The organism is Pseudoalteromonas sp. HM-SA03 (assembly GCF_002289345.1).
In the GTDB taxonomy this organism is placed as follows: domain Bacteria; phylum Pseudomonadota; class Gammaproteobacteria; order Enterobacterales; family Alteromonadaceae; genus Pseudoalteromonas.
Genome location: NZ_NSDG01000058.1, coordinates 9,925 through 29,974, shown reverse-complemented (window position 1 = coordinate 29,974; position 20,050 = coordinate 9,925). Strand labels below are relative to the sequence as shown.

General features: G+C 44.7%; 13 protein-coding genes. 6 read left to right on the top strand and 7 right to left on the bottom strand.

The window, feature by feature from the left end; all coding sequences use genetic code 11:
• From CKO50_RS12145 to CKO50_RS12130, 4 genes are all read right to left on the bottom strand, one after another.
• Positions 1-671, bottom strand: a 671-nt coding sequence (locus tag CKO50_RS12145) for a hypothetical protein (RefSeq protein WP_095728364.1), incomplete at its 3' end; no start/stop codon positions are given.
• An 11-nt stretch (positions 672-682) separates the two neighbouring features.
• Positions 683-4,588: a hypothetical protein gene (locus CKO50_RS12140; protein ID WP_095728363.1), complete on the bottom strand. Its 3,906-nt coding sequence runs from the start codon at positions 4,586-4,588 to the stop codon at positions 683-685.
• Positions 4,585-5,610, bottom strand: coding sequence for a DUF4150 domain-containing protein (locus CKO50_RS12135; RefSeq protein WP_095728362.1), 1,026 nt, complete (start codon positions 5,608-5,610; stop codon positions 4,585-4,587). Before CKO50_RS12135 ends, CKO50_RS12140 begins: the two co-directional genes overlap by 4 nt.
• A 233-nt stretch (positions 5,611-5,843) precedes the next feature.
• On the bottom strand, positions 5,844-6,059 hold the full coding sequence (locus CKO50_RS12130) for a heavy-metal-associated domain-containing protein (RefSeq protein ID WP_255229669.1): 216 nt from the start codon (positions 6,057-6,059) through the stop codon (positions 5,844-5,846).
• A 172-nt stretch (positions 6,060-6,231) separates the two neighbouring features.
• Here CKO50_RS12130 and CKO50_RS12125 point away from each other — a divergent pair, with 172 nt between their 5' ends.
• Together CKO50_RS12125 and cueR are read left to right on the top strand one after the other, a co-directional pair.
• Entirely contained in the window at positions 6,232-8,610 is a 2,379-nt protein-coding gene (locus CKO50_RS12125; protein WP_095728366.1) for a heavy metal translocating P-type ATPase, read from the top strand.
• A gap of 5 nt (positions 8,611-8,615) precedes the next feature.
• Entirely contained in the window at positions 8,616-9,026 is a 411-nt protein-coding gene (gene cueR / locus CKO50_RS12120) for a Cu(I)-responsive transcriptional regulator (protein ID WP_095728360.1), read from the top strand.
• Positions 9,027-9,104: 78 nt separating this feature from the next.
• Here cueR and CKO50_RS12115 read toward each other — a convergent pair whose 3' ends face one another.
• From CKO50_RS12115 to CKO50_RS12105, 3 genes are read right to left on the bottom strand one after another with little or no spacing between them, the layout of a single operon-like run.
• The gene (locus CKO50_RS12115) at positions 9,105-10,400 is read right to left on the bottom strand and encodes a pyridoxal phosphate-dependent aminotransferase (RefSeq protein ID WP_095728359.1); all 1,296 of its coding nucleotides are present in this window, start codon (positions 10,398-10,400) and stop codon (positions 9,105-9,107) included.
• 49 nt (positions 10,401-10,449) lie between these two features.
• Positions 10,450-11,658, bottom strand: coding sequence for a cysteine desulfurase family protein (locus tag CKO50_RS12110; protein ID WP_095728358.1), 1,209 nt, complete (start codon positions 11,656-11,658; stop codon positions 10,450-10,452).
• Between the two features lie 58 nt (positions 11,659-11,716).
• Complete coding sequence (locus tag CKO50_RS12105; RefSeq protein ID WP_095728357.1) at positions 11,717-12,577, bottom strand: hypothetical protein; 861 nt, start codon at positions 12,575-12,577, stop codon at positions 11,717-11,719.
• 543 nt (positions 12,578-13,120) lie between these two features.
• Here CKO50_RS12105 and CKO50_RS12100 point away from each other — a divergent pair.
• The 4 genes from CKO50_RS12100 to CKO50_RS12085 all read left to right on the top strand — a co-directional run bounded on the left by CKO50_RS12100 (position 13,121) and on the right by CKO50_RS12085 (position 19,664).
• Positions 13,121-13,990 (top strand): hypothetical protein, encoded by an 870-nt coding sequence (locus CKO50_RS12100; protein WP_095728356.1) that lies wholly within the window; start codon positions 13,121-13,123, stop codon positions 13,988-13,990.
• A 287-nt stretch (positions 13,991-14,277) separates the two neighbouring features.
• Positions 14,278-16,152, top strand: a complete 1,875-nt coding sequence (locus CKO50_RS12095) for an FAD-dependent oxidoreductase (protein WP_095728355.1) — start codon at positions 14,278-14,280, stop codon at positions 16,150-16,152.
• Positions 16,139-17,902, top strand: coding sequence for a thiamine pyrophosphate-binding protein (locus CKO50_RS12090; protein WP_095728354.1), 1,764 nt, complete (start codon positions 16,139-16,141; stop codon positions 17,900-17,902). Before CKO50_RS12095 ends, CKO50_RS12090 begins: the two co-directional genes overlap by 14 nt.
• Positions 17,895-19,664 carry an FAD-dependent oxidoreductase gene (locus CKO50_RS12085; RefSeq protein WP_095728353.1) on the top strand — a complete coding sequence of 590 codons (1,770 nt, stop codon included), beginning with the start codon at positions 17,895-17,897 and terminating at the stop codon, positions 19,662-19,664. The genes CKO50_RS12090 and CKO50_RS12085 overlap by 8 nt, the downstream gene beginning before the upstream one ends.
• Positions 19,665-20,050 lie beyond the last annotated feature (386 nt).

The following is a 20,050-nucleotide window of genomic DNA, read 5'->3' as shown; positions in this document are numbered from 1 at the left end:
TAGCGCTTTGGCACCAAATAGGCCATATTAAACTGCACCCCTCGACCTGCGGAAACTTTACCGATGTACAATTCAACCTCATCTAACGCTAACGAAAAGGTGCTAACATTGTTACCAATGGGAAAGGTAATAAGGCCACTATGGCGAAAGAAATCAACACGGAGTACTTCAGCTGAAGTGCGTTTTACGTAGCCAACATGGATAAAAATAGGTATGGCGACCGTAAGCAAAACGGCTATCTTCCAAACAAAAAATTGATCGTGTGTAGCCAAATAAAAACACGCCGCAATCATTGCCCCTGCTAAAGCAATATACGCAAAAGCTGCATTTGAAAGCTTATCGATACGATCAAGGTCAACACTCATCAATTTTATATATCTGCTGGAGGCCATTAGGTTATTTTGCGTAAGCAAGAATCGACTGTTTAGCTGAACTGGTACTCGCTTAAACCCCCCTTTTACTTTTTTACGTCTTGGTACTGAGTCTGCTATTGGTAGTAGCGGAGTTTCTTCCACCGGCCGACCAAAATCAAAGGGTGGTAAATTGTCTTCTGTATGCTCTTTTAGCTCTTTAGGTGCTTTGGGCGCTACCTCGGTTTCCATCACTTTACTTACTGCTTTTTTGAGTAAAATAGCAGTTAGGGCTGTAAACGTTTTTAGATTTTCTCTCATTATTTGACCTTCTAGTTTAATAGCCTCTGTAGCAACCCTGCTGCACTTAAACCATAGTCATCGATCTCTACCTCTACGGTTTGTTCACTCCAAAGCCGTGCTTCTGAAATATTGCCATCTTGATCGCGCTCTGGAGCTGGTAGCCTAAACTCTTGACTCGAGTTTGGGCTAATGGTTTGCCCCTTACCAAGGGGGTATTTTGTACAGCGCATGCGCAGCTCTAACTTTGTGCAGTTTAGCTTGTCAAAATAAGGGTACAGCGCGGTTTCGTCGAATTGCAGCTGAAACCCGGTAAACTGAGGGCTAACGTTAATTTTGACATGTTCCCAGAAGTGGTCGATTGCGGTGGAGGCTTGTCCCTTTGCCGCTGTACTTAGCAATGATTGCCATGGTTTATTAGAGGCAACGGGCTTAATATCAAACTCTAGGTCTAAATAACTCAGTTGAGATGCAGGAATATGCCCTGGAACCTGCATATTAAAGTTTACGATATGAAATTTACCACGTTTTGATATTTTATCAGCAACACGTGAAAAGGTGTTGAGCTGCATCACTTGAGATTCAGCCATAATAGATGGGGCAAATAGCGCGTCGTAAAGTGCATGCAGAGCGTACTCTGGGTGAGTTTGCCAAGAATAGGTTGGGTTGTCTGCTAGTAGCTTTTTTTCACCACCTTCAAAGGCATTTTTACCCCAAGGGCAGACGGTTAACCAGTTTTTGAGCGGATCTTTATGGATTAAATAGAGAATACCGTAGCCTATAAGCACCGCTATCAGACCATAGATGCTCACTCTGCCAAATTGTAACATAACTGCGGCACGAGAATATTTGGCCAACACCATAGGCAGGCTATCAATGGCCATCCCCGCAAAACCTGCTGATACAAGCAAGTTTCCTGTGGTTGCCCATGCATCGCCACGTTTAAAGGCATAGTAAGCATCAAAAGCAGATATGGTCGCACTATATGCTGAGGCGAATAAATTTAACCTACTCGTCCACTTCATTAATGATGCTTTGCTTGAAAAGGTTGGCCCATATTTTTGTTGTGCACTATGACTTCCAAAAACACGCCTATGGTGTTCAAAGGCGGCATATTGTCGTGGACTTGGCAAACCTGATCGCATTTGTGTCACTGCGGACTGCACTGTTAAGTGAATTGCAGCAAGATCAGACACTACTCCTAGTGTATCAAAAGAGGCCCTAATACTTGGTTCTATATTTATTATTACCTGCCTCACATTTGCAATTTCAAAGATATACAAAGCGCCTAATATACCCACCATTCCTCTTTTTAGCGATTGGCTGGATGCGGCCTCGGTAACGACTTTATTTTGCCATTTCTCTAGGTTTGCTGTGCGCTCTGCGAGATTTTTGATAGTGGTGTGTTGGTTTTCTAACTCGGTTGAATAGTGTTTTGCATTTTGTACCGTGTCGTCATAAATTTGTTTTGCCCTTGTTGCTGAGGCTTCAGCAGACAAATCAGCGCCGGTTGCTTTAACCAAATAGGCAATGATTTTCTCTTTACTTTCAATAAAGGTGGTTGTTTGCGCTCTGTCTAACGATTGGGTTAGGAGTTCAAGACGTTTATTCAAGTTCAAAACATCTTCCAGAGACACCTTATGGCTGGCGCCTCCGTATTTTATATTGACGTTTCGCTTTCTGTTCGCTCGTATCACCTGATTTAATTCTTTCACTTGCTTCTCGGCAGAAAGCTGGCGAGATTTGGGATCAAGCGGCATGTAACCTTTAGGAAAGTTACCATTTATATAATCGGAGACCCTCATTTCGACTTCAACAAGGTGCCCAGGTGTTGAGATATCTACCAATCGCATCAGTGGCTGTAATACATCCGCTTTTGCATCAATCAATTTTGCAAAAGGGTATTTGTGCCAGGCATTATTGACCTTTACGAACGTAGAAACTTGTTTTTGAGCTCGTGTAACCGACGCTTTTGCTGCTGAAAACTTGGTCTCAAGGCGTTGTAATCGTGCTCTTTCAACTTGTATCTTTGCGTCTAATTCTGCAGCTTGGAGCTGATGCTCTTCAGGAGTCAAACGCGATAGTTCAGACTTTCGTTGTTCATACTCAGCTTCTTTTTTTGTCAGCTCATCAAGCGCCTGATCTCTTGCAAGCTCAGCCTCTTTCAGTGCCTTTTGAGTTTGTTCATACTGCTGTTGAGTCGCGTTTGTGGCTGCTTGAGTCGCGGATTTTTGTTGGCCTAACGTCCCTTCGTGACTCGAAAGTTTATGGGCGATATCGGGGATCTCAAATACGCTAACGGCTAAACCAAAAATCACCTGAGAAAGCCGCCTGCCTAATTGTTCTCCTTCATTCCAATCTATTAATTCCTCTTGTTTATGGATCTTTTCGATTTTTGCACTCGCAAGCTTAAGCTCAAAGCGGTTAAAGTCACGCTTTTCGTATTCACTTAGCTTATTTCCCGTAGGTTTTGGAAATAAAAACTGCGCAATTTCTTTTCCTGGTTTACTTGGGTGTTGATCTAGACATTGCAGAATAAAGTCTTGTCCTCGGTGGCCGCTACTTAGCGTGTGCCAAAACTCTTTGTCTCTATTAATTTGGGCTATTTGTGCTGCCGGATGGGGCTTCAAAACCAAAAATAAATCGGTGAGTAAGTCATAGGCTTCAAAAAACCTTAAGTCAGTTTGATGCGCATAATCCTTAAAGCACTCGGTAAATCCAGCGGCTAACGATTCTTGATCGAGAAAGTTAATGAGTTCATCAGTAAGTTCCGCTATATTTTCTGCAAGATCTCGAAATGTTTTTTCCTGCAAAAACTCAAAAAAGGCCTCTTCATCTAAGCATTCTGTTCGCCATTCTTTAAGTTTGTTGGCAAAGTCGATGGCGTCTTCATCCGATTCGACTAGTTTTTCACCAGATGACTGTATTTCTATGTCTTTATCTAAAACGGCGTCCGTTTGCAGATAGAAAGTTTGCAGCATGTAAACTGCAAGCTCGTATTTATTACGTTGCTGATAGTCGATTTCACCGTTGTCGCTGTTTACACCAGAGAGGTGGTTCATAAGCGCTTCAATTTCAACCACCAAATTTTGAATTTTCACCACATACATTCGAGCCACATGGATCCCGTCAAAAATCGGCACTTGGGCGATTTTATCGCGCTCTGGAAGGTGCAGTTTTTGATGAAGTGTGGGGGTGTTAACTACTTTGCCTTGGTCGTTATAGCCTGTGGCAAATTGCCCTAAGTTATCCAGCTTAGTCATGCGCTGTGCTCTGAGCGCTGCTGCATCTCCTGGGGCAGGGCAATGTCTTTCTTCGTCAGCGAGTGGCGTGCCGGTATTTAAGCGCGGATCCTGTTCATTAAACCCGCCAAACAACAAGATCTGCTCCCATGACCACTGTACTTCAGACCACGCGATTTCTACGCTTACTTCGTTACCATTTAGTTTATGCGGGATGAGAATGCTGCTGGTTGGCTTACAGGTTGCTGCACGCGTGCCTTGCGGTCGAGTGTTTGGCTTATTGGCCGATTTTTTCCAACTTAAAAAGCCTTTTTGCCAATACAAATTCACATCCGAGAATAGCGCCGGAGCATCAAAGTCTTCAGGTTCGATAACTTGTAGTTCACGCCATAAATAGCCATCGACATAAATATAGATAAATCCGCTGGTTACCGGAGAGGCCGATTGTAGTTGTTGTTCTGGCGTGTCGTATAAAAATGGATAAATGTGCACCAGCTCAATGTCGGCATCGCTGCTTTGTTGATCTACCGTGTTTGAAGTGTAAAGAGGGACCTTATAATAGCCTTCTTTTGTGCCATCAACCGAGGTGTCTTTGAGCATCAAAGAGACCACTTCTTTGTCGCTTGCATAGCCCTCAAAAACAAGTTCTCTAAAATTACCGTTAGCATTGGTTTTGGTTGGTAAAGTGTGGCTCATCCTATCTTCACCTCTTCATCGCTAGGTTTACTACTGCCCGACACTTTTATATTGATCTTATTCGTACCATCTTGGCTTAGTGGCTCTGCGCCAAGCACTACATCAAGGCCTGCAGGAGTGGCACCACCGGGTTGGTTCAATGGTGCGGGGGGCGTATTTTTATTATTAGATACCATTAAATCTCCCTGCCTAACCGCCGGTTTTCCCTCGATGTAAACATCAAAGCTGCCTTGCAGAAACTCCGCTTTTTTACCCAATGTTCGACTAGCGATACCTTTTTTATTACCGGGCTGGTCTCCCGTACTTTTTGAAAAGTTAGACTTGATATTGGCTGCACCGTTACCTTGAATTTTTACTGAGCTGGCAACGCTTGCGGCGTCTGATGAGCGGGCGATGTTGCCATAAGGAATAGGCACAACCACTTTGCCTATCTTAGTCAAACATACGTCTACTGTGCTTAACACACCGCCGCTGCCACTATGCACAGCGGTTCTACCGTTAATGAGAACATTGGTATTTGAAACGATAGCTGCTTGTCTGGCTTCGGCTTCAAAGTCTCTGGCAACATCACTCTCAGTTCCTACTTGCCAACCCAGCTTAAGGGTTACCAAGTCTAAGAATGCTTGTGGGTCGCTAATTGGCAGATTAACATCCATTCCCGTTATTGGCTCAATATGCGGAAGAACAGCCGTTTGGTTTTGTTCATCCCATTGTGGCGGGTCGATGATGTAGTCAGGAATAAACGCATTGACCATTTGGCCTAAGGTAAAATCGCCGTATTTGGCTCTTTCGATTTCTTCTAAAAAGGCTTGCTCTCCCGCAGCACGGTCGGGGAATATTGCAATACGATAGGCCTGTCCCAGCGCTTGATTTCGCTTTGCACTAATATTTAATGGCAGTAGGGCTGGATTGTTGTGCCGCCAAGAAGCAGAACCTGAGGTTCGTAATTTGGCAGTTTGCGCGTCGACATTGTATTGCACGCTCTGGGCTTCGTTGCCTGCACCGGCGCCGATAAAGCTCATTGTGTTGTCCTTAAATTATTCCTTTAGTCGCAGTTGTATTGGTTTTATCTAATACAAACGGCGTAATTGTTCCGCATTGTCTGCGCTTTGTCAAAGTGTGAATTATTGTGAGTGTTTATTAACGTGAGCTGTATAAAATAAGTGAGAGTGGCAATGAAGGTGGAAGTGAGTGGATAAACCACCTTACTAATGCAAAGTGGTTTGGGTCGACTTGGATTGATAAGTTCTGGGAGTTAGGCAAAGCTTTCGTTGATGAGTTCTGCGCTATAGCCTGCGTCGGCAATAATAGCGATAACCTCGTCTTCTCCCTTGGTGCTTGAAATTTCAACGATTTTATCGTCTAGGCGGACATTCACTTGCGCTTGGCTATCAGCCGCTTGCATTGCTTCTGTGATTGCTTTTACACAGTGACCACAGACCATTTTTTCTACTCTTAGTCTTAACATCATTATTTCCTTTGTGGATTAAAGTGCTTGCACTGTGAAGCTTCCCTTGATGGTAAGGTCAACTAATATTTAACAATAAGCTTCTGTTAGATGAATGAACAATTTTGTTTGACCTTACCATGAGGGTAAGGGTTAGTGTCCAAAAATGAGAGTTAACGCGTTTGCGGAGATAGAAATGGACAAGGTAATAAAATTTAATGTATCGGGCATGACATGCGCCTCGTGCGTTGGCCGAGTTGAGAAAGCCTTAGAGAAAGTGTCTGGCGTTGTCAGTGCCAGTGTTAACTTAGCCTTGGAAGCGGTGTCTGTTGAAGGCAGTGCGGAAGTGTCGGCGTTGGTGAGTGCGGTTAAAGATGCTGGCTATAAGGTCAATACCAGTGAAGTGCAATATCAAGTTAAAGGCATGACTTGCGCGTCTTGTGTGAGCCGAGTGGAAAAGGCGGCGCAAGCATTACCTCAGGTAATTAAAGCCGAGGTCAATTTAGCAACTGAAAAGCTAACCTTAACTTTAGTGGCAGAGTTACCGTTCGCTGAAATAGAAGCCAAGCTTAACGACGCCGGTTACACCGTGGTACAGCCACAAGCAGCCCCTGATGATTTAAACGAACAAGTGGCAGCAACTCCCTTTTATCGCGCTGATTGGTTCCCAGCAGTGGCGTCACTGACGCTCACTCTACCTATGGTGTTACCCATGTTTGCCATGCTGTTTAACCAAAACTGGATGCTCCCGGCATGGATGCAATGGGCACTGGCAACACCTGTTCAGTTTTATTTTGGTGCGCGTTTTTATCGTGCCGGATGGGGAGCAATAAAAGCGGGGACGGGAAATATGGATTTGCTGGTGGCCATCGGCACCAGTGCAGCGTATGGCCTGTCGCTGTATTTGTGGTGGACATTCAGCGGTGAGCATGGCGCTCCGCATTTATACTTCGAAAGCAGCAGTGCCGTGTTGAGTTTGGTGCTGTTAGGTAAGTATCTTGAACACCGAGCCAAGCGGCGTACAACCAGCGCCCTTAAAGCGCTTGAAAGCTTAAGGCCAACATCGGCTATGGTCTGGCGTGATAACCGTTGGCAAGAAGTCCCAGCTGCGGCAGTAAAAAGCGGCGAACGACTATTGATCAAACCTGGTGAGCGTATACCGGTTGACGGCGTTGTGGTTGAAGGCCTCTCACAGGTAGATGAAGCGCTTATCAGCGGTGAAAGCGTGCCTGTTTATAAAGCACAAACAGATAAAGTTACTGGTGGTTCGGTGAATCTTGATGGCGTGCTTGAAGTGGATGCAACCAGTGTTGGCGCGGAATCGACTTTGGCAAAAATTATTCGTTTGGTAGAACAAGCACAAGGCGCGAAAGCACCAGTGCAAGCGTTGGTGGATAAAGTGAGTGCGGTATTTGTACCAGCGGTATTGGTGATTGCGCTCATTACATTTTTTGCATGGGGGTTCAGCACAGGAGATTGGCCAACGGGTATTCTGAATGCGGTGGCTGTTCTTGTTATTGCTTGCCCGTGTGCGCTTGGTTTAGCAACACCAGCCGCGATTATGGCAGGTACTGGCACTGCCGCGCGCTATGGGATCTTAGTAAAGGATGCTGGTGCATTGGAGCAAGCAACTGCCATCGATATGGTGATTTTTGATAAAACGGGCACGCTTACGGTGGGCAAACCTGAGCTTAGCAATATGCACACTTTTACGTATCATCAAGACGAAGTGTTACAGCTGGCTGCATCGTTACAGCAATACAGCGAACACCCGCTTGCCAAGGCTGTGGTAAACAAAGCACAAGAAAAGCAATTGTCATTACTTCCTGTAAGCGACTTTAAAGTGGTAGCGGGTAGAGGCGTTAAAGCACAATACCAAGATAAAACAGTCTATTTGGGGAGCGGTTTTTGGATGCAAGAGTTAGGCTTAACTTTGCCTGCGCTACCAGAAGAAATACCCGGCGCTTCTTTATCTTGGTTAGTGAGCCAAAATAGTGAACTGAGCTGCGAGTTTTTGGCGCTATTTTACTTTACTGACGAGCTTAAAGCTCATGCCTTTACCGCGGTCAAACAGCTTAAGCAGCAAGGGATCAAAGTTGCAATGTTGACCGGAGACAGCCAAAGTAGTGCACAGTACAATGCTAAGTTGCTAGAACTGGACGATTATAAAGCGCAAGTTCTGCCAGAGCACAAAGCTGAGTATATTGCTAATGCCCAACAGCAAGGTTACTGTGTGGCAATGGTCGGCGACGGGATCAATGACGCCCCAGCGCTGGCACAGGCTGATCTTGGTATTGCAATGGCTACCGGTACGGAAGTGGCGGTAAGCGCGTCGGCAATGACGCTGATGCGGGGCGAGCCAAGCTTAGTGGCTTCTGCTTTAGCGATGGCAAAATTAACCTATCGCAAAATCAAGCAAAATCTATTTTGGGCATTTATTTTTAATGTCATTGGTATTCCATTGGCAGCACTGGGTTACCTAAACCCTATTTTTGCAGGTGCGGCAATGGCAGCCAGTAGTTTATTAGTTATCAGTAATGCGTTATTACTACAACGTTGGCAACCAAAGGAGTAAACGTCATGGAAAAACTGATCACAATCGGCGAAGCCGCGCAGCGTACTGGGCTCTCTGCAAAAATGATCCGTCATTATGAAGCAAGCGGGCTACTAAAGTGCAGCAAAAGAAGTGAAGCGGGTTACCGGCTGTACGACTCGCAACAATTACAATTACTAGGTGTGATAAAGCAAGCACGGAAACTGGGGTTTCCTATTGCGCAGATCCAATCTTTACTCGATTTGTTACAAAACCCAGACCGTACTAGCCGTGAAGTCAAATCGATAGCGCAGCGTCATTTGAATGAGATTGAGCATAAAATTAATGAACTTCAGCAAATGCGTGAAACCTTGAAACAGCTCTCGGATAACTGTAGTGGTGACGAAAATGCAAACTGTCCAATTTTAGATGGGCTTTGCCAAAATAGCCTAAAGTAGCAGAAGGTTAGAATAGCCAAACGTTAAAAAGCCAGTCTTCAATGATGAAGACTGGCTTTTTTGTTGTGCAGAATAGCGCTAAGCCTCAAGTAATAGTTTTGACTCGGTAAGTGCGAGCAGTGCACTTTGTAATCTTGGCAGCGCCGCTTCAATTTCGCTCTGTGAAATAGTACAAACGGCAGCGCGATACCAAAGCTGTGACGCTTTAGAGCGACAGCCGAAACTGGCGAATGGCACCAGTGCTAATCCTGCGCTATCAATTAAATACCGACTGACTTGATCTGCATTTTCGAGTACGTTTCCGTCGGGCGTTTCCATATTGATGGCGTCGATCTTCAAGGTCATATAAATACCGGCGTTTGGTATAAATGAATCGATTGCCATGCCTGCGCCTTTCATATCCTGAACACCCTGATGTAGTACCGCCATTGAGGCTAGTATTTTTTCTTTAAAGCCGGCTAAATAACTTTGTAGATAGGCTTCATTTTGAAATAACACTGCGGTGGCAAGTTGCTCTGCCGTCGGGGCCATTGCACCTATATGTTCTTGGAACACCTGCATTTTTGCTATCACTTCGTGTGGGCCTGTCGCCCACCCAACTCGAATGCCTGTTGCGGCAAAAGCTTTGGTGCCAGCATCAACCACAATTAAGTAAGGCTTGATATCTGGGCAAAGCGACGCCGGGTGATAATGCTCAACCTCTTGCATTGTCAGCATCCAGTACACTTGGTCGTAGATAACATAGAGCGGTTTGGCGTTTATCGCTCTGCGGCGCGCGTTTTCTGCGACAACCATGTTGCAGATTTCACTGAGCTGTTGCTTTGAAAACATGGAGCCGTTCGGGTTTTGCGGTGAGCATAAGGTGATAAGGCGCGCGTCAGATATATGCGCTTGAAGTTGTTCCGCGGTAGGTAAAAACTGATTTGCTTCGCTGGTTTCAATTGGCACGTGCTCGCCACCACACATGGTGGTGTAAAACATATTATTCCAAGAAGGAACAGGGTAGATCACCTTGTCTTCTGCACTCACTGTAGCGAGCATTGCAGAATACAGCAAAGGCCTTGCACCGCCAGAGATCAACATCTCCGTATCTGGATTGTAGCTGACGTTAAAGCGCTTTTTAGTTTGTTTTGCTACCTCATCGCGAAGTGATAACACCCCCTCAAGCGGGGGATAATCGTTATGCTTGTTCTCGTAGGCTTGCTGGATCTGTGCGGTAAGGTAGTCGGGCATCGGAAATTGTTGCGTGTCAAAATCTCCAATGATCAAATCACAAATTACCTTCCCCTTTGCAAGCTGCTCCTGCACGTAAAACTCAAGGTGAATAATGTCCGAGTAATCAAGTGCATTGGCTAAATTCGATAAGTTTTCCATTGTTACATTTTTCTCCTTAAGTATTTGTTCTGGAATAATTTAGTTTTATTTAAACACGCAAAGTTAGCGCTGCGATTTCTCTAACCTTGTTGAGTGCGAAGTCAATTTCGGCTTCTGTAGTATGCCTGCCTAAGCTAAAGCGGATGGTTGCCTGTGCCAGTTCATCCGATAGCCCAAGTGCGGTTAATACGTGGCTTGGCGATAGGTTGCTTGACGAACAAGCTGAGCCGGTACTGACTGAAATGCTTTTCTTTAATAAGCTCAACATTTTTTTACCGTCGGTGTCATGAAAAGAGACGTTACAAACATGGGGGAGTCTTTCTTCGCTCATGCCATTGACTTGCACCTGTTGTAGCTCCAATAAACCATCTTCTAGCGTGTCTCTTAGCTGCTCAACTTTATCAACTGCGCCATTGCTCAGTTCTCGCTGTGCAAGTTCCACAGCCTTGGCAAAACCAACAATGCCAGGCACATTTAATGTGCCACCGCGTAGCCCTTGCTCGCTTCCACCACCGGTGATCTGCGGTCTAATATCAACCACTCTATTGCCATGCTGATGTCTTAAATACAGGCCGCCAACCCCTTTAGGGCCATAAATTTTGTGTGCCGAACAAGTTAAAATATCAATAGGGCAAGTGGTCAGATTGATATCGACCTTGCCTAGCGCTTGTGTAGCGTCAGACATAAATAGAATGTCATGTTGCTTGGCAATAAAGGCAATGTCGTCGATTGGATTAATGGTGCCAATTTCGTTATTTGCGTACATCACGGTGATTAAAATCGTTTCAGGCGTGATTGCGGCCTTCATTGCGTCAATATCAAAGCTGCCATCTGGTAGCGGCTCAAGATAAGAAACGCGAGCGCCTTCCTGTTCTAGATCTCTAAGTGTTGCAAGCGTTGCTGGGTGCTCAATCGACGAAGTAATAATGTGCTTGCCTTTGTGATTACAAGCACGAAACACGCCGCGGATCCCTAAGTTGTTGCTTTCAGTCGCGCCAGAAGTAAAGATAAAATTTTCGGGTTGTGCGCCAAGGGCATCTGCAATTTTTTCACGCGCTTGTTCGACCGCTTTATGGGCGTTCCAGCCATGTAAACCATACATGCTCGCAGCATTACCAAAGTCGTTACAAAAGTAAGGTAACATGGCTTGTAACACTGCTTCGTCGCACGGTGTTGTGGCGTTATGATCTAAATAGATAGGAAAGCGTAGCGACGCTTCCGTGGTGGACTTACTCTCTAGTGCTGTAATGAGTGACATAAAAAATCTCCGTATAAAATTGGGGCAACAGTCAAATTGAAGCGGATAAATGCGTGCGTTACGCTTCGCAAGCTTCGGCTAGGGTGCTGGTTTGGGTGTTAATGGAATAATCTTCCATGTCAAAGTCAGACAAGAAGATATTGGAGATCTTAACGATATTGTCGCCAAGGCTTTCATCTTGTAGGAAAAGTCCTAACGCCACTTCAGTACCGTTCACGACCTTGTGAAAGTCATCCATTTCAGAGAAGTCCATAATGTGGAATACCCCTGCCTGAGGGGTCATTTTCAGTGCTTTTTGGTATGTATCTTTATAGTGCTGCGCCATGATAAGCGGGCATTTTGCAGTCCATATATCCTTATCTTTTGATTCAGCTAAAACGATATCTACTCCCTTACTGTTTTCGAACAGAATTTTCGTTACACCGTTGCTCGTTGCGAGTGATAATTGCGGGAAACTTGCTAAGTCTTGCGAGATGATTTTACGTAACGATTGGATACCACGGTTTTTACAATTGCGCTCACCCTGAAGCACTAAGCGGTCGCGTTTTACAATGCTGTAATCACTTAATACGGCTTCTAGCTCGTCAGGTAATGGCGCAAGCCCTTGGCTGTCGGTGGTCATCGCTGGGGATGCAGAAATATCACAAGACTCACTACCACACTGTAAGCCCAGATCGTCTATCAACACGCCAAGCACTACTTTGAGTTTTTTCTTGTGCTCTAGAATCGCGTTGTTTGCGACATTTAACACCTTTACCATTGAATCTATCGAGAATTCGGTTGCGGAATAACGCGGATCAAAATGTCCACCTTCTAGATAAAAGGCGGAGACAGTCGGGTAGTGTTCAGCGACATCCATGCGGATCATATCTAGGAGTTTTTGCTCTACTTTTCCAACCATTTTTTCTTTTAATTTCATTTCGTTAGTCTCTACTTTTTGTTGAGTTAAATGTGTTTACTATCCTTGGCTGCCGCGCCTAATTAACTCCAATAAAAGGACATCAAACGGAAATTAATTTCCGTACTCCATGAGTTCAGTAGTGTTAATCAAGGTGAAGTCATGCTTAAGGTTTGGTTAAGTTAGTTAAGTAACTGTAAAGATTGACACGGTGGTAAGGTCAACGTTTGTTTGCATAAAAATTGAGCTTTTTGAAAGTTTTTGTGTGAAATTTTCATTTCAATTGTTCGGCTCGTTACACCACCAATTAGCAGATACCAAGTTATCTCTATGATCTAATGAGGAGTAACGTGACTTACCCCTTTTGATCGTGGCAACAATTTGCCCTTTTTGAGGAGTTCAGTTCTCCAGTTAGAAGCAATAAATATCAAGTAGAACTGTAATTGCTATATGTGAATGAGTTTTCCTACTTTCATGTGGTTGAATAAAGCTTGGCTTATTTATTGCTGTATGAGGCAGGCTAAAAATAAATAAAGTTACTATCTGAAAGCAAGGAGTGGAGTTATGCACGTTAATTCGACGAATAACATAAATATGAACGTTTACACCCAAAGAGGGAGAGCTGAACAGTCAAATCTGCATAGCCAAGAGAACCCTAAGGACCTAGTGGGGAAAACCAACCTAATGTATATGGTTGATGAAGAAAAGGTCACTCGGGTATCACATGAACAAATGACTCATTTAAGTCAAGTACTTGAACTCAGTGAAGTCTCTCCAGAGGTGGCCCAGCAGCAATACTTGCATCATGGGCAAGCGCGGGAAGTGCAATTTGGTATAGTGGTCGATGGCAAATTGATGGCCTATCAAAATGACAAAGGACACATTACAGGTAAAGGTGGAGTCGAAGCTTTGATAGAGCAAGCCAATGGTGATATTAATCAGCTTAAAGCGTTAGTTCAGCAACATTACTCCAGTTCCGGCAAAGTTGAAGTTTATGGCGAAAATAATCGTCCAACCAATGCTGAAGTTTTTGAACGTTTTAATGGCCGTTCGTATAAAAGTTTTGTACACGATGAAATGAATACGCGCAGGCAAGCTAACCATCAAGAACAACTAGCGAGAGATGAATTTTTGCGAAGTAAACTGATGTTTGATCAAGCACCCCAAGTTGCAGTATTCAAAGTAAAAGGCGAAGTTGTTGGTAGTATGGATGGCAATGGTTTTGCTGATATGGGTAGTAAGCTACTTCAACTTGCAAAGCAACAAGGCATAGAAAAAGAAGCGCTAAAGCCGCTTTACACCCTCGATCCCGAGCGTACTTCAGAGCAATTTTCAGACTTACTTACACAAGCATTTGGAAATGATGTTGAAGTTGAGCATTTTCATGTCTCAAACGCGCCCACCAGAAACGAGATAAGGCTGTTGAGTAATTAAGCCAAAGATGAGTACAAAACAGGGTAAAGCTTTACGATTTTGGATTTGTTAACATTCATAACGGTTCGGCGGGTGAACCGCCTTATACAAGCATGTTTTCACTACTGAGTGGGGCTGTGTTACACAGCAACCTTTTGTTTTTGTGAAACTTAATTTTAACTTTTTGAATATAAGGGGGTTTTGTACTAGTTATAGATGCACCGTAACCCCTTGTAACCTGATGTAATAGATAAAATCACGACCCTTAAATATGCTTTTAAAGTAATAGCTTAAAGGAGCATATTAAAATGAATAAAGAACTAGATATTGCCATTGTGGGTGGCGGTGTATCAGGTGTCTATAGTGCATGGCGTCTTCAACAAGAGCTTGGTGATACACATCGCATAGGCTTATTTGAGTATAGTGATCGTATCGGTGGTCGTTTGTATAGTCGCACACTTCCTGGGTTGCCTAACGTTGTGGCTGAGCTTGGTGGAATGCGCTTTATTCCTGATGATCATGTGATGGTGAGTACGCTGGTGGATGAGCTAAAACTCCAAACCAAAGACTTCCCGATGGGCTCAAAGCTGCCGTTATACCCCTCAAATGCAGAAAGCTCCCCTGAAGCGGGCAGTGAAAACAACCTATTTTATCTGCGTGGACAATATTTTAGATATCGTGATTTCGCCGAGTGTCCAGACAAAATCCCATACAAGCTTGAAGAAACAGAGCGAGGCTATGGACCGGAAGATCTTCAAGTTAAAGTCATGAACCTCATCTGTCCGGGCTTTGCCGATATGTCTCTTGCAGAGCAGATGAAAGTCAAAGTATTTGGCAAGGAAATCTGGCGCTTTGGCTTTTGGAACTTGCTTGAGCATGTGTTGAGTAACGAAGCATACCTTTTTATGAAAGAAGCGGGGGGCTACGATGCTAATGTGGCGAATGCCAGTGCGGTTACTCAGTTGCCTGCCACTGAATATAGCGATGATACAGTATTTAAGACCCTAAAAGAGGGTTTTCAGGCGTTACCGCTGAAGTTATGTGAAGAGTTTGCAGCGGCCCCGGGCTGCCTTGACCGCTGTAAGCGCGTTAACATGTTGCATCGACTTGCAAAAATTGAGCTGCATCATTGTGGCGAGTATCGTTATGAACTCACCTTTCAACCAACACAAGTGAACAGCAGTGGGAAAGTGGTTGATAAAGATGCTCCAGCGTACAGCGTTAAAGTGAAGCGGCTTATTTTGGCTATGCCAAGGCGCTCGCTTGAGCTGATTGAATCGCCGTTCTTTGACGACCCTTGGTTAAAAGAAAACATTCCATCTGTGCTTATCCAAAAAGCGATTAAGATGTTTATGGCTTACGAGCAACCTTGGTGGCGCAGTTTGGGCCTTGTTGCTGGTCGCTCTGTTACTGATTTACCAATCCGTCAAACTTATTACATGGGCACGGAATGCGATCAAAAAGAATGCCTTGAATACGAGACCAACGAAAAAGGCGAACGGGTATGTAAAGTAGAGCATACCTATGGTGAGCCTAATACCAACTCGCTGCTAATGGCTTCTTACAATGATATTGGCACTATCCCTTACTGGAAAGGTTTAGAAAAGGGCGAGCATTACCAAGGATATATGCCAGCCTATGGTGCACAAGGCTATGCCGAAAATGAGATAGTACCTAAAAACCAGTATCAAATTACCACTGGGATGGTTGAAGCGGCACATCGCCAAATTCAAGCGTTACATAATCAAAAAGCGCTCCCAATGCCATATTCTGCAATCTACCAAGAGTGGGGAGATGACCCTTATGGTGGTGGCTGGCATGAGTGGAAAGCCAATTATCGTCTCGATGAGATCATGTGCAGAATGCGCCACCCTGTTGCGAGTGAAGAAATCTATATTGTTGGCGAAGCGTACTCCTATGAACAAGGCTGGGTAGAAGGGGCGTTAAATACGGCTGAATCAACATTGGCTGAGTTTTTTGCTTTACCAACACCTAAGTGGTTATCTAAAGACAAAGCCCAGTATGAACAGTGGCTTGAGTCACACCATAACTACTTACCAGTAGATTGCCGTAACGGTGGGGGCTCGTGTCAGCATTCAGCGCAACAGCTAAATGCCAGTTCAGACACGCTGGACGAAGTCACTGAGTTCGCTTATCGAGGTATTAATCATGAGTACCGCTAATTTTACGGTTGCCGACCATTTACTGTGGCGATTAAAGCAGTTGGGCCTAGATAAGGTATTTCAAGTGCCTGGTGACTACGTGCAAGAGTTTATGACCGCTCTTGATAACTTTCCAGGTATTGACGCTGTAGGCGATGTAACCGAACTAGGGGCTGGGTACGCGGCGGATGGATATGCAAGATACCGAGGTATTGGCGCGGTGTCTGTGCAATACGGCGTTGGCACGTTCAGCGTACTGAACGCGATAGCCGGCGCTTATGTCGAGCGTAATCCTGTTGTCGTTATATCGGCAAGTCCGTCGGCTGAAAACCGTGTAGATATTGAAGAAACAGGCGTGTTATTTCATCACTCTACCGGCGACTATAGCGCTGATAAAAAGGTGTTTGAAAATGTCACTGTCGCCAGTGAAATTCTTTCGGATCCCGCTTTTGCTCCTGAGATTATTGATAATGCGTTACGCCTTGCCATGAGTGAAAAGCGGCCTATTTATCTAGAAGCATGGCAAAACGTGTGGGGCGCAGCTTGTGATAAACCAGGTGGCCATTTAGTGATCCCGAAACCTGCTTCTAATCCTGCGATGATGGCAAATTTACTCGATAAAGTAATCAACCGACTCAAAGAGGCTGAGAAGCCATTGGTATTATTAGGCATTGAGATTACGCGGCTTGGCATACAAAGGGAAGTCGAGAACTTGCTCTGTAACCTCAATATTCCGTATACCACGACCACGCTAGCCAAATCTGTATTAAGTGAGGCGCAAGGGCTTGGGAAGGAGCTGTTTGTTGGCACCTATGCGGGTGAGGCGTCATGGCCTGAAACGTTTGACTTTGTTAGCAAGCGAGATTGCATTTTAGCGTTGGGGGCAATATTCACTGATGACTACCTGACCATGTTAAAAACGCAAGACAACGAATTGATCCGCGTGAATATGGGCGAAGCAAGAATTGGTAACTGCGAGCGTTTTGGTGGTATCGATTTAGCACAGTTTATTGATGATTTAACGGTGTATGTTGAGCATTACCCGATGCAGCATCATGCGCTTTGCTCGTTGCCGGAAAACCCCTACTTGAAAAGTCCCGTACGAGATTGCGATACCATCAGCTACGAAAACTTCTTTTGCACATACCAAAAGCAGTTAGCCCAATGCCAAAAGGTGCGTGACTTCAACCTTATTTTAGGTGAAAGCTCTTCGCTTTATATGGCGGCTCGTTTAACTGGTATTGAAGAAAGTCGCTTTATTAGTGACGCGGCTTGGGGGTCGTTAGGTCATGAAACCGGTTGTTCACTCGGCACAGCCTTGGCTGACAATCGACGTAGTGTTGTGGTTGCAGGCGACGGTGGGTTTATGATGATGTGCCAAACACTGTCTACCATTAGCCATAATAAACTCAATACTGCGGTGTTTGTAATGAGTAACCAAGTGTATGCAATTGAGCAGTCGTTTGTTGATATTTGTGCGTTTACTCCTGCGGGCGCGTTTGCACCATTTGATGATTTGCATCATTGGGACTATAAATCATTAGCGAGTGCGTATTTTGTCGAATATTTGCATGTAGATACCGTCGCGGATCTAAATGGGGTATTTGCTGCGCTTCATGAAAACCCATGTAAGCCGTACCTCATTAAAGTGAATATTGATAAAAAAGATCTTGCACCGGCGATACAAGATCTCGCCGAAGCCATTACGGGTAAAAAAGTGGACGACTGTCCATGTGGAAATAGCACAGTGCAAGGAAACAATAATGCCTAAACAATCCAATAAACCTATCCCTGAATATCAGTTGGAAGAAGCACAAAAGCGTATCGATCGCTACTGGCGCGCGACACAAGGATTTATACTCGCGTTAGAAAGCAAGCATGGCTTTTCTGCAAAGCAGTTGCTTACTTTATTGCCAACGGGGGATACTTCGATGGAGCGCTTTAGAGAATATCAAGCTAAAGCGCTTATCTTTAACACACGATTTCAGTTTTCGCCCTCGGTGATTGTGATGTGTAATAACACCGATGATGTAATGCGCGCCTATCAAGAGGCGATAGCGTTTAACTTACCCATTCGGGTGCGTTCTGGCGGCCATGATCATGAAGGAGAGTGCAGCGGCACAGATGTGGTGCTGCTGGATTTAAGCGGTTTAAAAGACTTCTCTATTGAAAAAGAAGGCGATGACTATATTGCTCATATTGGCTCGGGCTATCGCTTTTATCAATTAGTCCCAAAGCTTGCGGAATCTGGTTACAAGGATATTCCGCCGTTAACTATTCCGCACGGCACCTGTGCCACGGTTGGGTTAGCTGGGTATATTCAAGGCGGTGGTTGGGGCCCGTGGACGCGAGTAAAAGGGATGTGCTGTGAGTCACTCGTTGGTGCGACTGTTATTTTGCAAGATGGTTCGAGAGTTGAGGTATCTGAAACTGAAAATGAAGATCTCTTATGGGCGCTACGCGGAGGCGGGGCGTTAAGTTATGGAATAGTTACAGAGTTTAGAGTCAAAACTTTTGAGCTACCTGAAGAAATCCACCGCTTTGAAATCAATTGGAATAACGAGACTTGTGGTTCTACAGATTTAGCCACTTGGCAACTGCTTGACCAGTGGGAAAACGCAATTAACGATCCAAATACCGAGCAATTAGTTGGTACGAACCTAAAAATCAATGCGATCCCAGATGTTAACGAATGTGATAAGTCATCTGGCTACGAAAAAACGTTAATGCACCCAAGTACTATGTATGGTTATTGGCAAGGCTCTGAAGATGAGCTTACGCAGTTTGCTAAACAGTATTTTCCCACTGCTAAAGTGCAGGTGACGGGCACGGACACCAAGCAGAATTATAGCGAAGCATTGATGTCTGACTGGTCGCGAAACTCTTTGGCTAATCTTAAAAAACTGGGGTTAAAAGGGACGCTTGCCGCAAGCCTTGATGGCGAACCATTTACACCAGACTTCGACGCCCCAGCGCCACACAAGATCACCTCAAAGCTAGTGCGTGAGTCTGGCCTTACCGAACAAGGCAAGTTAGAGCTACTGCGTTCACTCACATCGCCTTTACTGTTTGCACAAAATGCCCCACTTGGACTATTTAGTTATGTCACTCTAGGTGCCATTGCGGGTAAGTTTTATGCCAATGATAACAGTGAAGAAGCCAAACAGCGCGTTGCATTCCCATATTCTAAAGCGCAGTACACCATTCAATACCAAACTTGGTGGAATACCGAGTTAAAATATGACGGTAGTTACGACAGTAAACGCCTTGGTCAAGCAAATCCAGTATACCGTTATGTAAACCGTGCACTTGATTGGATTGAAGTTAGCCGCGACACCATCATAGAAGGGGCATACGGCGCGTTTATCAGCTTTAAAGACGCATCTATCCCGACGCAAACCTACTTCCAAGACAGTTACGAAGAGCTTATTCGGATCAAAGAAAAGTATTCGGGGATTAGAGTTAAACTAGACTGTGGTAAAGAGGTCTATGTCAACTTCAATCGCCTAAGAACCCGTAAGACAATTATTTAACAGTGTTAAATGTGAAGAGCAAAAAGCCAGTATCGGCTTTTTGCTTGGTTTCACCTTGAGGGAGGAGCTGTTTTACACAGCGATCTTGTGNGTTTTTATGTTGGATTTTTGGCTGGTGAAATGAGGAAATNNTTCTTCAGCGAAGATTTGTGGAAAAACATAAACTGCTCGGCGAGTGAATCGCCTCCTACAAGCATGACTTCGCTATAGGGTAGGAGCTGTTTTACACAGCGATCTTGTTGTTTTTATGTCGGGCTTTGGGCTTAGGTTAGAGGGATAAATTCTTCACCGAGTATTTGTCGAAGCACATAAACCCTCGGCGGGTAAACCACCTCCTACACGCCTATTTACGCTACGTAGGAGCTGTTTTACACAGCGATCTTGTT

Excerpts from the sequence above, each read along its gene's own strand:
- CKO50_RS12140 (WP_095728363.1), bottom strand. The coding sequence starts at position 4,588 with ATGAGCCACACTTTACCAACCAAAACCAATGCTAACGGTAATTTTAGA.
- CKO50_RS12110 (WP_095728358.1), bottom strand. The coding sequence starts at position 11,658 with ATGTCACTCATTACAGCACTAGAGAGTAAGTCCACCACGGAAGCGTCG.
- CKO50_RS12135 (WP_095728362.1), bottom strand. The coding sequence starts at position 5,610 with ATGAGCTTTATCGGCGCCGGTGCAGGCAACGAAGCCCAGAGCGTGCAA.
- CKO50_RS12095 (WP_095728355.1), top strand. The coding sequence starts at position 14,278 with ATGAATAAAGAACTAGATATTGCCATTGTGGGTGGCGGTGTATCAGGT.
- CKO50_RS12105 (WP_095728357.1), bottom strand. The coding sequence starts at position 12,577 with ATGAAATTAAAAGAAAAAATGGTTGGAAAAGTAGAGCAAAAACTCCTA.
- CKO50_RS12130 (WP_255229669.1), bottom strand. The coding sequence starts at position 6,059 with ATGATGTTAAGACTAAGAGTAGAAAAAATGGTCTGTGGTCACTGTGTA.
- cueR (WP_095728360.1), top strand. The coding sequence starts at position 8,616 with ATGGAAAAACTGATCACAATCGGCGAAGCCGCGCAGCGTACTGGGCTC.
- CKO50_RS12115 (WP_095728359.1), bottom strand. The coding sequence starts at position 10,400 with ATGGAAAACTTATCGAATTTAGCCAATGCACTTGATTACTCGGACATT.
- CKO50_RS12125 (WP_095728366.1), top strand. The coding sequence starts at position 6,232 with ATGGACAAGGTAATAAAATTTAATGTATCGGGCATGACATGCGCCTCG.
- CKO50_RS12085 (WP_095728353.1), top strand. The coding sequence starts at position 17,895 with ATGCCTAAACAATCCAATAAACCTATCCCTGAATATCAGTTGGAAGAA.
- CKO50_RS12090 (WP_095728354.1), top strand. The coding sequence starts at position 16,139 with ATGAGTACCGCTAATTTTACGGTTGCCGACCATTTACTGTGGCGATTA.
- CKO50_RS12100 (WP_095728356.1), top strand. The coding sequence starts at position 13,121 with ATGCACGTTAATTCGACGAATAACATAAATATGAACGTTTACACCCAA.